The organism is Kangiella sp. M94, from assembly GCF_054926195.1.
Window position 1 is genome coordinate 2,512,172 of the sequence record NZ_CM142903.1, and the last position, 13,941, is coordinate 2,526,112.

The window sequence follows — 13,941 nt, forward strand, 5'->3', positions numbered from 1 at the left end:
ACAATAATAATGGAGGAGGGAGTCATGACTATTCGTCATTTCAAATGTCTGTTCGTTTTACTGTTAGCACTGATGTGTCTGTTTTATGCGTTCCAGAACATCGCCAATATTGATGCCTGCTATCAAGCGATTGCCTACGTCTTATCCATGCAGGAACATGCCGTCTATCCAGACTCTATCATACCCGCTATCGAAGCCAGCTTTCTGGTTTGGTTGGTGGTCATATTAATTATAGCTACAGAAATTTTAGCAGGCCTGGTACTACTCAAAGGCACCTGGGATCTATGGTCAGCACGTTTAGCGGATGCCATGGTTTTTAAGCAGGCAAAGAAGTACGCCTTGATGGGAGCTGGAATTGGTATTCTGGTCTGGTTTGGCTATTTTGCGGTTTTCGGCGGAGCATTAATGCAAATGTGGCAGACTCAAGCTGGCGACATGTCTTTAAGGGGTGCATTCCAGTTTTTTAGCAGTTGCGTTTTTATCTGGTTAATTGTAAATAGTAACGATAGCTAAATGAAAAGCCTCGTCTGAGGCTTTTTTTAATATGCTTCGATCTTTTTGAGCACATTCAAGACAGGAAGAATAACAATGCCCAAGGATACAATGAAACTACCAATCACTATCGTTCCGGCCAAAGGAGGCTATTGCGCGCCGATTCAGATTGGCTGTAATCAGGAAGTCGCCCACCTTTTGCTGGATACTGGCAGCAGCACTATTGCCGTTGAAACCAAGGCTTATAATCATGCCAACGATTTTTACTTGAAACCCACATCACTGGCGCAGGCTTTAACCTATGGCATCGGCGGCTGGGCTGGACCAATTATTGAAACCCACTTATCTCTTGAGCACGACAACAAGCGTATGCTGCTAAAAGACGCGCATATTGCGGTGATTAAAACCGAGCAACAGGATAACTTTTACGGCGCCGATGGCATCTTAGGTCTTGGCTATCGCGAGCTAAATCGTGCTCACGACCTGACAGAATATTTCACTGAACGAAACCAGGATCCAGCGCATACCTATCCCTGGCCGTTTGAGGTCGATGCCAGCAAAAATGGCATTCGTCAATTTCGGAAACAATTAAAGCGATACCCTGGGCTATATCCCAAAGCACTCTTCACTCAGCTGGAAGAACAAAAAATCAGTAAAAATAAATTCGCGCTTTATACCAAACGCTCCATTGTCCATGTTGCCGACCCGACCTATACCGAAGAACATCTGCACGCTGATCCATTAAATCAGGGCTTGCTGATCCTCGGCGCGGGCGAAGTTCATCGCGAACTTTACCACGGCAATCTGGAAACCATCGACGTGGTACACGATAGCTACTACAACACCAAACTGATTTCGATGCAGGTAGGTAATGGTCGTGAAATTACGGCACCACCGATTCAGGATAATTACCGCAGTAAGGGCCGCTCCAATAGCATCATCGACTGTGGCTCCAGCTTCCTGGTCTTGCAGCGCTACTTATATCAAGAACTGATGGATGAATTGATTGATATAGATGTCAGTTTTATCCAGCATATTGAGCGCTTCCAGAATGCCAACCAGGCCGGCAAAGGTTATTTCCCCACCGACCTCGATTTAGCCCAGTGGCCAGAAATCCATTTTTATTTCCTAAGCCCTTATGGCGATAAAATCCGTATGAGCTGTACACCTGACAACTATTGGCAGATTAACGCACTGGAGCATGGCCGCGCCTATTTCATGGTCATGGATCAGCTTAATAACTGGCCTGATATGTCGATTATGGGTTTGCCTTTGATGAGTGATTATTACTGTGTATTTGATCGCGAATACGATGCCAACGGCGTGATTAAAGTTGCCAAGGTGAAACTCTAATCACCTCGGCAGCTTTGCTCTAGAAAGGGAAAAATAGTGGGATGACCACGGTCGCTAACAACGCAAAAATAACATTCAGTGGGATACCAATTTTCAAGAAGTCTTTAAATTTATAACCGCCCGCACCATACACGAAAGTATTGGTCTGGTAGCCAATTGGCGTTGCAAAACTGGCGCTGGCCGCGAACATTACCGCCATGATAAAAGGTCTGGGATCCAATCCCAATTGCTCAGCAAGTGCGATGACCAGCGGGCCAATCAATACCGCTACTGCATTGTTACTGATCATTTCGGTCAATAGTGACGTTAAAACATAGACCGCAAACAATAAACCGACTGGACCAATATTATCAGTGATACTAACCACTCCATTAACCAACAACTCAGCGGCGCCCGTTTTTTCCATGCCCAGACTGAGGCCTAACATCCCAAATATCAAAAACAGAATGCGCCAGTCTATCGCATCAAAAGCCTCATCAGGATCAACGCAACGTGTCACCATGACAATTGTCGCACCAATAATGGCCAGTCCCGCAATTGGTAATACATTCATCGCTGCCAGCACCATAATGCCGATAATGGTAATGAAAGCGATAGGGGCTTTACTGCGCCGAATAGGTCTGTCTTGTGGCTCCGTTAAGTTAATAATATTACCGTCTTCCAGCAAACGTTTGATCCCCTCAGCGGGCCCCTCCAACAACAAGGTATCACCAAACTTTAATTTAATATTTTCAAAGTTTTCATTCAGATTCTCATCATCACGATGAATTGCAATCACATAAACACCGTACTTTCGAGCCAGGCCTAAATCCATCAATCGACGCCCCATCAAACTGGATTTTTCATTGATACTGGCTTCCATTAACAATGATTCGCTGGCGGTAACGGGCTCAAAACCCTGCGGTAAGGTTGAGCTAAACTCGACTTGCCCATCTTCTTTTAAACTTAACAATTCGCTGGCGTCAGTTTTTAATATAAAGCGGTCACCTGCCTTAACCGTCAGATCCTGCATCCTACGCCTAACTGAAACATTACGTCGAACCATATCGATAACGCTTGCCCCTTCTACCGGCAACGAAAAGTCTTTTACCTGCTTTCCAATGTGGTCTGACTCAGCCGGTATTAGAATTTCGGCGATAAATTTTCTCTCAGGTTGACTGCTTACAATATCAGCCAATGAATAGCGATCGGGTAAAAGAAAGCGGCTGAATATCATCATGTAAGTAAAACCGACCACTACAAAAAACAGCGCCGGCAAGGTCATTTCGAACATACCAATTTCTGGCTGCCCATGTTCAGTTGCCACCGTGCTCATCAAGATATTGGTCGAGGTACCAACTAGCGTCAGGGTTCCGCCAAAAATTGAGGCGAAGGATAGGGGAATGAGTAGTTTAGAAGGCGCCATATTGATGCTGGCTGCCAGCGAAATCACCACCGGCGTCAGCATGATGACAATCGGCGTATTATTCATGAATGCCGACGAAATCATGCTGAAAAACATGATGACCAATAAAGAACGAAGGTAGGAACCTTTGGCACTGCGTTTGAGGATATTGCTAATAATTTGCAATACGCCGGTGCGCTCCAAAGAGGCGCTGATGATAAACATCATGGCAATTGTCATCGGAGCGCTACTGCTGAACACCGACAGAAATTCACTGGTATCCAGAATGCCTACCACCATCAAGATTGCTGATGATGCCAGGGCGATAACTTCTGGAGGATATTTCTCCCAGATAAAAGCGATAAATACCGCCATTACCAGTCCAAAAATAAAAATGACTTCAAAAGTCATACAAGCTCCGTTTGCACCAGGAATAAATCAATGTACCAATCAATTTATCATATATCTGGCTATTGCTAATATGATTCTTTTCTCCTGCTTGATACCAAAAGTTACTGGCCTTTCTCGACTTTCTGCAAATCTTTTTCCACCAGTTTGGCTGCCGCCTTTCTATCTAAACGTTTTCGATTTTGCTGCTTAACCACCCCGATGGTATAGACAATCAAACCCGCCCAAATCAGTGCGAAGGTGATCAGTAGATCTTTGTTAAAGGCTTCTTTAAACACAAATATCGCTAATAAGAACGTTAATGTGGGAGCGAGGTATTGCATAAAGCCAATGGTATTCAGTGGCAATAACCTGGCGCCGGCGGAGAATAGGGCCAGCGGAACTGTGGTAATGATGCCGCCCGCTAACAATAACCAGTCAATAGTGACCGATGTGTGTAAGAAAGCTCCAGTCGCGGTGTACCACAAATAGATGATGTAACCGGCGGTTATCGGCAGCACAATCAAGGTTTCAACCAATAATCCCTGCAAGGGGCCAATATTGACCTGCTTGCGTAACAGACCATAAACACCGAACGAAAAGGCCAGCCATAATGAAATCCAGGGCAGGCTTCCTAGTGAAACAATTCGGTAAAGTACGCCTAACGTCGCCAATATTAGCGCTATCTTACTCCAAGTGGTCAGTTTTTCCTTTAAAAAGGCAATCCCTAACGCAACACTGAATAGTGGATTGATGAAGTAGCCCAAACTGGTTTCCAGTACCCGCTCATTGGTCACCGCCCAGGTAAAGGCCAGCCAGTTACCGGATATCAAGATTGAAGTGATGATAAGAATGGAGATGGTCTTCTTATCTTGCAGGATATTTTTGGGGAAAGGACGCTTGATAACCCACATAATCAGCAAGACCACCGGCACAGACCAGGCCACACGGTGCGCTAAAATCTCCAGAGCGGAAACACCTTCAAGCGCCTTAAAATAGATAGGCGCAAGCCCCCAGATAACAAATGCCAAAATGCCGTAAATGTATCCCGCGCGATTAATATTTTGCATGCTTAAACTCTACTGTCTTTTAAATACAAGGGTCAGCCGACCATATAGGTGCCTGTCGCCACCGCAATTAATGAACCTTCATTGTTCTCCAGCTCCATGCGCACCACCGCGACTTTACGGCCCGCTCTCAGAAGTTGCGCCTTGGCTAAAAATTGCTCGCCTTTCCCCGGACGCAAATAATCCACACGAATGTCTATAGTGCTTAATTTCGCCAGCTTAGTTTTTAACTGTGGTAAATGAGTAGCAGGATTGTCGTTTAAAATCCCCACTGCGGCCATAGTCCCGCCGACCATATCCAGCGCAGAAGAAATGACGCCACCATGAAGAATGCCATGATAGTAGTTACCCACTAACTCCGGCTTCATATCAAACTTGATGATGCACTCTTGCTCACCGACGCTCTCATACTCAAGGCCGATATGGCGATTGAAAGGAATCTTATTAACCAGAGCTTCGCCGAGCATCTCTAACGCTGTCCTCTTCAAAAATCCCATACATAATCCAACTCAATGCTTTAGCGCTAGTTTGCCTGATTTACCCGCAAAAACCTATGTTAGCTTGCTGCTAATTCCGCCTATTTTTTGCACTGAAAGCCTTCTGACTATTTGATCGCTGGGCAATAACCGTTATAATCTGCGCCACGAAAAGCCCTCGACTCATGCCGAGCTGGGCGAACAGGCATATATTAGAGAGAGATGTCATGACCAATTTCAAAAACGTATTAGTTTTTATCGCCAGCTTCACCATTGCTGGTTTTGCGGGTGTTGCTACTGCAAAACACATGAGTGATCACAATATTGAAGAACGCTTGAAGCCTGTGCACAGCGTTTATGTTGAAGGTGACGAAGTACCACAAGTAGCCAATGCAGCTCCAGCAGCCGCAGGCGGTGGCTCTTCAGCGGCACGCTCTGGCGAACAGATCTACAACACCTACTGCATGGCTTGCCACACCACTGGTGCAGCGGGCGCTCCTAAAATAGGTGTTGCTGCTGACTGGGAAGCTCGTACCGCAAAAGGTATGGAAACTGTTTACTCAAACGCCATTAATGGTTTGAACGCCATGCCACCGAAAGGTACTTGCGCAGATTGTTCTGACGATGAAATCAAAGCAACCGTTGATTACATCCTAGAAAGCAATTAATTGACTTTAAAAAAGCCGGTCAACCTGATCGGCTTTTTTGTGCCTGCTATTTATAGCCAAATCAAAACCCCAGACATCACACGCCATGAAAGCCATTTACCTGATCACTCTAAGCCTGTTGGCCATCCTAATATCCGCCTGCACCCCGGAACCACAGGAACGCACCGGCGAAAGCATTTATTACCAGTCCTGCTTTAGTTGTCATGAACGCGGTCACGGCGGCGCACCGATTCGAGGCGATATCGAACAATGGCAATCGCGTCTCGACAAAGGCGAGGAAGCCATGATGACCAGCATGATCGAAGGCTACAAAGGCATGCCACCCAAAGGCGCCTGCTTCGATTGCAGCGAAGCCGACCTGCAAATGGCCCTCGACTTTATGTTATTGCCGAAGGAATAGCGTTACCATATCCTCATGGTAATATTCGCAACCTCTAGTTAATGCGCCTGACCGACCAACAGCTCATACAGATCAAACAAACGGCCGTTGAGCTGGCGAAACAGCATGGCTTTCAGGATCTACGGGTTTCCGATACTGATACCACCGGTTATTTCGAGCGTTTCAAGCAGTGGGTCGATGATGGTTATCATGGTTGTATGTCCTACCTTGAGCGCAATCAGGAGCTGCGTCAGAATCCTGCTGAATTGCATCCCCATACCTGTCGTGTGCTTTCGCTGCGTTTTGATTACCTCAATGACAACGCCAGTTTCACCACGCCACTCAAAGACAAATCCATTGCCAATATTTCACGTTATGCCTTGGGCCGCGACTATCACAAGCTGATGCGCAAGCGATTGCAGCAGGTGATTGAAGCCTTAAAAACCACGCTGAATGATGAAGTCGATTTGGATTATCGCGTATTGGTCGATAGCGCACCGGTGCTGGAAACCGCTTTTGCTGAAAAGTCCGGGCTGGGCTGGAAGGGCAAGCACACCCTGATTATCAATAAAGATGCCGGCTCCTGGTTTTTCCTCGGCGAAATCTTTATCAACCTGCCGTTGCCGGTGGATGAACCAGGCGAAGACATGTGTGGCGGCTGCACTTCCTGTATCACACTGTGTCCGACCAACGCCATTCTTGATGATCGTAAAATTGACGCCCGTCGCTGCATCTCTTACCTGACCATTGAAAATCAGGGAGCTATCCCCGAAGAACTTCGTTCGTTAATGGGCAACCGAATTTATGGCTGCGATGACTGCCAGCTGGCCTGCCCCTGGAATCGATACTCAGAGCAAACCCAGATCGAAGATTTTTCACCGCGCCATGATCTGCACAAAGTTTCTCTGGCCACTCTCTGGAGCTGGAACGAACAAAGCTTCCTCGACAATTTCCAGGGCAGCCCCATTCGCCGCATCGGCTATCAAAACTGGCTGCGAAATCTGGCAGTCGCTATCGGCAACTCGCAACAGCCATCGATGATCGACGCTCTAAAAGAAAAGTACCCAGAAGCCAACGAGATGGTTAAAGAACACATCGACTGGGCCATTGACCAACTCAGTCATCCCGACCAAACCGACACCAGCGTCATTGATAAAAAGACTCAAAAACTGATTAACTGCGTCACAGTGATGCTGCCGAGAGATGCTTAATCATTGCGGAACTTACACTTGTAAAGCGGCACTATTAGAATTAGAGTTTCACAAACACATAAAAAAATAATTAATTAAGGACATTATGAAAATAATAAGTCGTGCCTTTATGTACTTAGCGCTAGCAGGATTCACCGTAAGCTTTATTATCCATATATGTGGTTACATTGGTATTGGTGATTTATTTGGCATTCATCCCATTCAATTACACAGCCTGCTACCTGTTGTCTACGTACCAGCAATATTGGCTTGCATAAAACTACATTATGACCGACCAAAAGAGACGATATTAGTATCAGCCTTACAAGGCTGTCCCCAATGGATGAAAACTTTACTTTTAGTAATATTTGGCTATGCACTTTTCAGCTTTATTGGCTTAAATCTGCTAGAGCATAATAATATATTTACCACAGATACTTATGTAAGTGCCTCACGTCCATTGCTTGTATTTTATTACATAGCTTTTGCCATGCTATATTCGTTCAACAGTGTTTTATCTCATCACTCAACATTAAATTGCAAAAATGGTCATCCGTTAGCGCCTGGTGAAACTCATTGTCTTCTATGTGATGATAAAACAACTTAAATTTATAATTTACCCAATTAATGTTTGAAATTTTGGCAAGCAGTAATGTTCTTTGACCTTATAAAAACTCTTAAAATCAATGTGAGTATTGTCATTCTCGTTACATGGAATGTTATGATGGCCATCATCATTAATCTTAATGATGGAATAGAATATATTCAAACGCCTTCGGCTTTAATTCTCATGACAATAACTTGTGGATCGTTTTTGGCTTTTTTCCTAGCTACTACATTTATTCCCTCATGGCAACATGTCATACTTAGATCGCAAGCAAATCCTAAACAAGCTATACCTGGATTGTTATTTCTGAGCTTTATCGTCTCAATTCCTTTTTTATTTGGAATAATTAAACTCATTAGAATGTTCCTCATCGCCTAATGCATAGTCCTGCTCATTGCAATAATAGGGAGTCGCCATGAAAATCACCGTAACTACCACCATAAAAGCTGACTTAAATACCGTATGGGATTGTTGGAATAACCCTGAAGATATCAAACAATGGAACGCCGCTTCCGAAGACTGGCACACCACACAAAGCATGGTCGATCTTCGCGAAGGCGGTCAATTCAAATCACGGATGGAAGCCAAAGACGGCAGCATGGGGTTCGATTTCACAGGCACCTACACTAAAGTCGACAAACCCAATCACATTGAATATGTCATGGACGATGATCGAGAAGTAGCAATTGACTTTAAACAAACCGAACAGGGCATCACGGTTACCGAAACCTTCGACGCGGAAGAGCAACACGATCCCGAATTTCAGAAACAAGGCTGGCAGAGTATTCTGGATAACTTTGCGAAACATGTGGAAGGTCGGAAACAGTAAAACCTTACATCTCGTCATCCCGCGGTACCAAAGGCACTTCCTTCGGTCGCTCACCGCGGACAAAATCGCAGGGAGCGATTTTGAACAGCAAAGCTGGCCTGTGGCGCAATAAAGGTGACCAAAGGAAATCCCTTTAGGGAGATGTATTTCATAATCCAGTGACTTTAAAGCGTATTGAAAATACGCGACATTTCCAAGTTAAGCTGAGAAATGACAAAAAAATATTGTTCATCCCATACATTCTTGCAGGGCTTTGCATTCATACCTAAAGTAATTATTTCGGCTCTCCAACGATAATAACGATATCCTTTTCTTCACCCTCTTTCGTCTTCACTTTCAAATGAAGCTCTTCGCCGGGCTTTTTGTCCATGTGATCCTGTGCATCATCGGTATCACATCCGGGTATTACGCAGTCTTCAATCGCCAACACCATATCGCCCGCAGATAAACCTGCTTTCTCAGCGGGAGAATCAGCATGCACTTCTTCGATCTCAAACGAAGTAAGTTCTGGGTTAAAGAATCCATCAACCCCAACTTTGGCAGAAAATCCTATCGAACCTTTTTCTTCAGCATATCCGGTGCAGGCCGCGCATAACATGAGGCCTAGTATTATTTTTTTCATCGTCCTATTATCCTTCTTGATTTATTATCGAAAAAACTTCGACTCTGAAAGTCTTAAATAATTCCATTAAAAGTAAAACGCTTGGCTTACTCACTCACCAAACAAAATCCAGCGTCGTGCCGCTTCAAACTCATCAAAGGTAAAATTTCTGATCTCAGCACTGATAAAATGATTGCCGATTGATTGTGCAAAAGAACCTACCGGCGAATCGGTAACGAAAGCGATTCGTTTGACGCTTTTATGATGCTCGCGAACAAAACGAAGATGCGACACCAATGCAGCAAACGAATCCCAGCCGGGAAATGAGCGCGTGCGAATGATCAGCCCTTTTAAAGCCCCCACCTTTTCAATCACCGGATCAATTAATTGCGCCGCCAGTCGAAAGTCATTATCGGTTAAAGCACCATCCGGTTCCAGAATAGCCAATGCATGATCAGCATCAATTTTCACATTCAACATATCCGTATCTCCCTCGTCTATTTCCAACCCATATTAATCGGAATTGGTCACCAAGTGAATAATATTGGACGGACTAGAAATCCAGAAACCCTTAAAACCCTCCGGCAAAGGCTCAATCTCATCGCAACGTACAACGTCGCTCTCCTGAAAATATTCAGCCGCGGCATCCAAATCATCCGTCACAACCTCCAGCCAGATTTCCGCCTGACTCACCGTTTCCACACGATCAATCCACAACACCTTATCGCCAAATTTAAAGCGAATGGTATTGGTCTCCTCATCATTATCCAAAGGAATCAACTCAAATCCCAATACATCACGATAAAACGCCACCGTCTTATCATACTCATGCGCCGGCACCTTCATCGCCATATTCCGACCAGGCTTAAAATCTGGTTTCATAAATCCTCCTTGAAAGAGTTACTAGTTCTGAATGTATACAAATATCATTATCAAATAAAATCGGCACAATAATCACCAATTCAGTACCAGCTTTAGTCAAATATACCGATATATGGAATCTGGAGCACCAGCCCATTCCCTTCGATCATCCTCTAATCCCCAGGTAATCATAAAATCCACACTTGTATCAAAAGGCTAATGATAATAAAGTCTTAGCAATTAATTAGTATAATAAAATGTTATATGTACACGTGAACCAGCCCAGCGATTTAGTGAGGTAATAAATATTATGGAATTACAAGAAGCTTACAACCTGAAGGGATGGGCTGATGAAGAAATAGTCAACAGAGAGGTAGTTCAAAAATATTCTGCACTACAACAAGCTCTTCAGCAAAATGCGCAAAGAGCTCAAAATCAACCACCGATTCCGTTTAATGATCAAAAGAAGGCACTCTTAGAAACCCTCAACTCAGTTAATATTTTCGGTCTTTCAAATCCACAACTAATGGTTCTGGAAAAGCTCAACATACTTCAACATGTAGGCAGCGAGCCTTCGCAAGAGATAAAGGCATTAATGATAGAACATGCCTCCGATTTGGCTTATTTGGCGGAAGAAATTAAGAAGTATCAAACCGAGTTACAGCAAGGCGTAAACCAATTAAATTCTATCTACACATCTTTGACGCCAATTGTTAGCGATGAGGAATTAATTTTGTCTAAAGATGAGATACTAACAAGGGTTACATTCGATAACGAAGCATCAATACATGATGTTAAAGAACTTAGAAACTGGATCAATAGGTTATACAACATCACCAGAGGTCTATCAGTTGCGTGTAATAAGCCATTTGAGGATATAAAAGTAGAAGGAGCAAGCAGGGGTTCCTTTATTATTGACTTAATTGTTGGTCGGTATATTGCCTCAGTATTAACCAAAACACTCAAAGAGATATTTCAGTGCATGACTGAATATCAAACCTTTAAATTGAAAGCTCATGAAGCAGAACTAGCCGCCCTGAAGAAGGATAAGTTTGAGCAAGATTACTTAGAAGATAAAGAAAGATGGGAATCTCGTATGGAGCGCTTAAAAGAACAAGTAATCGAAGACTTATCTGACCATATAAAAAAGGAAGTGGATAATTACAATGATGCCAATGACGGCGAACTTAGAAAATCTGTCAAAGATCTTGTTGAGCTGATTACAAAAGGCGGCGATATCGATCCTGTAATACCACCAATCGACACATCAGATGATGAAGACGAAGAAGGAGAGCAAGAAGGAAAAGGAGAAGCAGAAGTCGTAAGCCTGGCAGACCTTCGAGAAGATTACGTCAAGCTGACAGAGCTTAAGCACGACATTAAGCTGGAACATTTAACAGATTTTATGCCAGATGATGGTGAAGAAAATAATGACGAATAAAACATATACCAAGGTGCTAGTTCTGACGCAAACTACACTGCGCTTCGTTTGCGCCGTACAGCTTGGTCGTTAGCCTACAGTGCCATACACATACGCATCGTTAAATCCCAATAGACAGTTATCAAAGTACTGTCTTAGTTACCTAGCAATGATGCACGGCATAAAAAGCATTGCTGTGGTCAATCTCCAGTTGCCAGTTTTGAAAACTGATGTCGTCATACAGGTGGCAGAGTCTGATAAAAGCAGCGAAGTTGTTGATGGAATTAATAAACTTCTTGGCCCACTGGACTTAAAAGTCACAGATGAAAACACGGGGAATAAGTTCGAATTAAGCGACTTGTGTAACTGTTTGTTTGCGAATGCTAATTTTAATTGGCTCGATTGCATGGTTCCCCTTGCTCACATGACGTTGAACTCTGCATACGAATATTGTAAGGGAATGGGATACGTTACCCGTGACCCAACCTGGGAATTTCTTCGGCACTGTCGAAATGCAATCAGTCATAACGGGAAAATAAATTTTACTGGGCAAGAACCCAGACATCCAGCTTATTGGCGCTCAATTTCCCTCTCGCCCCAACAAAACGGATTGCAGCTGATTAAGAAGGAGGGCATTGGGTTGCTGGAGGCAGGAGACCCAATCGCACTGCTATTAGATATTGAAAATATGTATCCCGCAGTCGTCTAACGTAGAATTAATGGGGTCAGGAATTAAATTAATTAATAAATCTGAGTATATATGAAAGAGAACACTGAACGACCTGGAAAATCTACACATGCTCCTGAATTTGAAGATATTGATATTTTTAAATATGGATTATTAAAAGATGTTCAGAGAACTTTGGATAATTGTACTTTGGGTTTTTCGCTACTCAATACATACAATGATCCTTTTGAAAGCTCATATCAATACGTTCATCGGTTTAAAAATGAAAATGACAGAAATGATTTTTTTTCAGAAAGGTTTAAGGGACCACATTCTAATTCGATAAACAAAATCAAAGAAATTGTAAATAATGAGTTATCCAAAAAAGTGGTTACTTGTTTTAGTAAAATACCCGACGAACCACTAATGTGGGCACATTATTCTGACAAGCACCATGGGGTTTGCTACTGTTTTAATAAAAACACTATTTTTGATAAATATGAGTATAAATTTTCCGAAGTCAGATACTCAAATAAGTTGCCATGCTTAAACTATTTTGATGGATCAACAAGCATGGCTCATCTCCAACCTCAAATAGAAGAAGTTATTTTAACAAAATCCGTCAATTGGGCTTATGAACAAGAGTTTAGGTTTTATACTGATAGTAGCTCACTTATTCACAATTTTCATCCTGAATCATTGCAAGGCATTATAATTGGTTCTAGGGTAGATGAAAGCAATGAAGATTTATTAAAAACCTTTGTTGATGCTTTTAACAAAAAGTACGATACAAATGTGAAAATAATGCATGCCACACCATCAAAAAGTAATTACGAGATGTTAATTAACTATCATAGAGTGAAAGGTGAATCTACAACTTGCCCTGTATATGATTTTAGTTCACCACCAATATTGAAATAGATATTCATAATTTCTGGACATAACAATTTAATGGGACAAGTTTTGACGCCCACAACTCATCCCCACATTAGCAAGTGCAGCCTCGGTCAAACTTCGTGATCGAGGCTACGTTTGCGTTTGCTGCAGCTGTCTATTAACAATAATTAGATTTAGGAGAAGGTTTTGAAGCTAATAGGAATTCTACTGTTATTACTTTCCAATTTGGCCTATTCGTGTGAGATGGAAATTCCTATTGAGGTTAAATGGAAATTTGATAAAAAACCAACAAGTACAGAAGCTGGCGACTTAATGATCCTGGCACCATTAAATTACGAGGGATGGAGCTTGGGTGGAGTACACTTTTATAAAGGAGACAATGCAATCCCGATCATGAAATATGTATCTGAGGAGAAGTTCCCTGGGCAAGCACTATTTCAAGTAACCGCAACCTCAGATTTCTTGCAAGGAACACGATTTGAGGCATTCTATACTCCCGAACCAGTCAAGCAAAAAGACGGCAGTTTTGTCTTTAAACCGTGTTTACATACCCAGGATGTCGAGGTAAAAATCTAACAAGCTGCTCCAGCTGTGAAAGCAAGCTTAGCCTCGAAGTAACCATTGTCACTTCGAGGCTTTATTGAATCACCTTCGGTTTCTACC

18 protein-coding genes are annotated in these 13,941 nt (G+C 43.1%); 11 read left to right on the plus strand and 7 right to left on the minus strand.

Annotated features, from left to right (window positions below):
• Nucleotides 1-24 precede the first annotated feature (24 nt).
• Nucleotides 25-513, plus strand: a complete 489-nt coding sequence (locus ACYTXU_RS11600; protein ID WP_462206944.1) for a DUF2165 family protein — start codon at nucleotides 25-27, stop codon at nucleotides 511-513.
• 90 nt (nucleotides 514-603) lie between these two features.
• Complete coding sequence (locus ACYTXU_RS11605) at nucleotides 604-1,845, plus strand: pepsin-like aspartic protease (RefSeq protein ID WP_462206945.1); 1,242 nt, start codon at nucleotides 604-606, stop codon at nucleotides 1,843-1,845.
• Nucleotides 1,846-1,864: 19 nt separating this feature from the next.
• On the opposite strand, the gene ACYTXU_RS11610 is transcribed toward ACYTXU_RS11605, so the two are convergent.
• The 3 genes from ACYTXU_RS11610 to ACYTXU_RS11620 form a co-directional block, all read right to left on the minus strand.
• Nucleotides 1,865-3,640 carry an SLC13 family permease gene (locus ACYTXU_RS11610; protein WP_462206946.1) on the minus strand — a complete coding sequence of 592 codons (1,776 nt, stop codon included), beginning with the start codon at nucleotides 3,638-3,640 and terminating at the stop codon, nucleotides 1,865-1,867.
• Between the two features lie 101 nt (nucleotides 3,641-3,741).
• The gene (rarD, locus tag ACYTXU_RS11615; protein WP_462206947.1) at nucleotides 3,742-4,686 is read right to left on the minus strand and encodes an EamA family transporter RarD; all 945 of its coding nucleotides are present in this window, start codon (nucleotides 4,684-4,686) and stop codon (nucleotides 3,742-3,744) included.
• 32 nt (nucleotides 4,687-4,718) lie between these two features.
• Nucleotides 4,719-5,180: a thioesterase family protein gene (locus tag ACYTXU_RS11620; protein WP_462206948.1), complete on the minus strand. Its 462-nt coding sequence runs from the start codon at nucleotides 5,178-5,180 to the stop codon at nucleotides 4,719-4,721.
• A 206-nt stretch (nucleotides 5,181-5,386) separates the two neighbouring features.
• Between ACYTXU_RS11620 and ACYTXU_RS11625 the strand changes: the two genes are divergently transcribed.
• The 4 genes from ACYTXU_RS11625 (at nucleotide 5,387) to ACYTXU_RS11640 (ending at nucleotide 8,003) form a co-directional block, all read left to right on the plus strand.
• The gene (locus ACYTXU_RS11625) at nucleotides 5,387-5,827 is read left to right on the plus strand and encodes a c-type cytochrome (protein WP_462206949.1); all 441 of its coding nucleotides are present in this window, start codon (nucleotides 5,387-5,389) and stop codon (nucleotides 5,825-5,827) included.
• 37 nt (nucleotides 5,828-5,864) lie between these two features.
• Complete coding sequence (locus tag ACYTXU_RS11630; protein ID WP_462206950.1) at nucleotides 5,865-6,227, plus strand: c-type cytochrome; 363 nt, start codon at nucleotides 5,865-5,867, stop codon at nucleotides 6,225-6,227.
• A 41-nt stretch (nucleotides 6,228-6,268) separates the two neighbouring features.
• Nucleotides 6,269-7,417, plus strand: coding sequence for a tRNA epoxyqueuosine(34) reductase QueG (gene queG, locus ACYTXU_RS11635; protein ID WP_462206951.1), 1,149 nt, complete (start codon nucleotides 6,269-6,271; stop codon nucleotides 7,415-7,417).
• Nucleotides 7,418-7,502: 85 nt separating this feature from the next.
• Nucleotides 7,503-8,003: a hypothetical protein gene (locus ACYTXU_RS11640; RefSeq protein WP_462206952.1), complete on the plus strand. Its 501-nt coding sequence runs from the start codon at nucleotides 7,503-7,505 to the stop codon at nucleotides 8,001-8,003.
• Between the two features lie 158 nt (nucleotides 8,004-8,161).
• On the opposite strand, the gene ACYTXU_RS11645 is transcribed toward ACYTXU_RS11640, so the two are convergent.
• A complete protein-coding gene (locus ACYTXU_RS11645; RefSeq protein ID WP_462206953.1) occupies nucleotides 8,162-8,359 on the minus strand; it encodes a hypothetical protein in 198 nt (65 codons plus the stop codon).
• A 59-nt stretch (nucleotides 8,360-8,418) separates the two neighbouring features.
• Between ACYTXU_RS11645 and ACYTXU_RS11650 the strand changes: the two genes are divergently transcribed.
• Nucleotides 8,419-8,832: an SRPBCC family protein gene (locus ACYTXU_RS11650; protein ID WP_462206954.1), complete on the plus strand. Its 414-nt coding sequence runs from the start codon at nucleotides 8,419-8,421 to the stop codon at nucleotides 8,830-8,832.
• A gap of 274 nt (nucleotides 8,833-9,106) precedes the next feature.
• Here the strand turns inward: ACYTXU_RS11650 and ACYTXU_RS11655 are convergent, their stop codons facing one another.
• The 3 genes from ACYTXU_RS11655 to ACYTXU_RS11665 form a co-directional block, all read right to left on the minus strand.
• Nucleotides 9,107-9,454: a PDZ domain-containing protein gene (locus ACYTXU_RS11655; protein ID WP_462206955.1), complete on the minus strand. Its 348-nt coding sequence runs from the start codon at nucleotides 9,452-9,454 to the stop codon at nucleotides 9,107-9,109.
• Between the two features lie 90 nt (nucleotides 9,455-9,544).
• Nucleotides 9,545-9,913: a SpoIIAA family protein gene (locus ACYTXU_RS11660; RefSeq protein WP_462206956.1), complete on the minus strand. Its 369-nt coding sequence runs from the start codon at nucleotides 9,911-9,913 to the stop codon at nucleotides 9,545-9,547.
• A gap of 33 nt (nucleotides 9,914-9,946) precedes the next feature.
• A complete protein-coding gene (locus ACYTXU_RS11665; RefSeq protein ID WP_462206957.1) occupies nucleotides 9,947-10,315 on the minus strand; it encodes a VOC family protein in 369 nt (122 codons plus the stop codon).
• Nucleotides 10,316-10,604: 289 nt separating this feature from the next.
• Between ACYTXU_RS11665 and ACYTXU_RS11670 the strand changes: the two genes are divergently transcribed.
• The 4 genes from ACYTXU_RS11670 (at nucleotide 10,605) to ACYTXU_RS11685 (ending at nucleotide 13,854) form a co-directional block, all read left to right on the plus strand.
• Nucleotides 10,605-11,735 (plus strand): hypothetical protein, encoded by a 1,131-nt coding sequence (locus tag ACYTXU_RS11670; protein WP_462206958.1) that lies wholly within the window; start codon nucleotides 10,605-10,607, stop codon nucleotides 11,733-11,735.
• Nucleotides 11,736-11,883: 148 nt separating this feature from the next.
• Entirely contained in the window at nucleotides 11,884-12,423 is a 540-nt protein-coding gene (locus ACYTXU_RS11675) for a hypothetical protein (RefSeq protein ID WP_462206959.1), read from the plus strand.
• 51 nt (nucleotides 12,424-12,474) lie between these two features.
• Complete coding sequence (locus tag ACYTXU_RS11680) at nucleotides 12,475-13,302, plus strand: DUF2971 domain-containing protein (protein ID WP_462206960.1); 828 nt, start codon at nucleotides 12,475-12,477, stop codon at nucleotides 13,300-13,302.
• A gap of 162 nt (nucleotides 13,303-13,464) precedes the next feature.
• Nucleotides 13,465-13,854: a hypothetical protein gene (locus ACYTXU_RS11685; protein WP_462206961.1), complete on the plus strand. Its 390-nt coding sequence runs from the start codon at nucleotides 13,465-13,467 to the stop codon at nucleotides 13,852-13,854.
• Nucleotides 13,855-13,941: the final 87 nt, after the last annotated feature.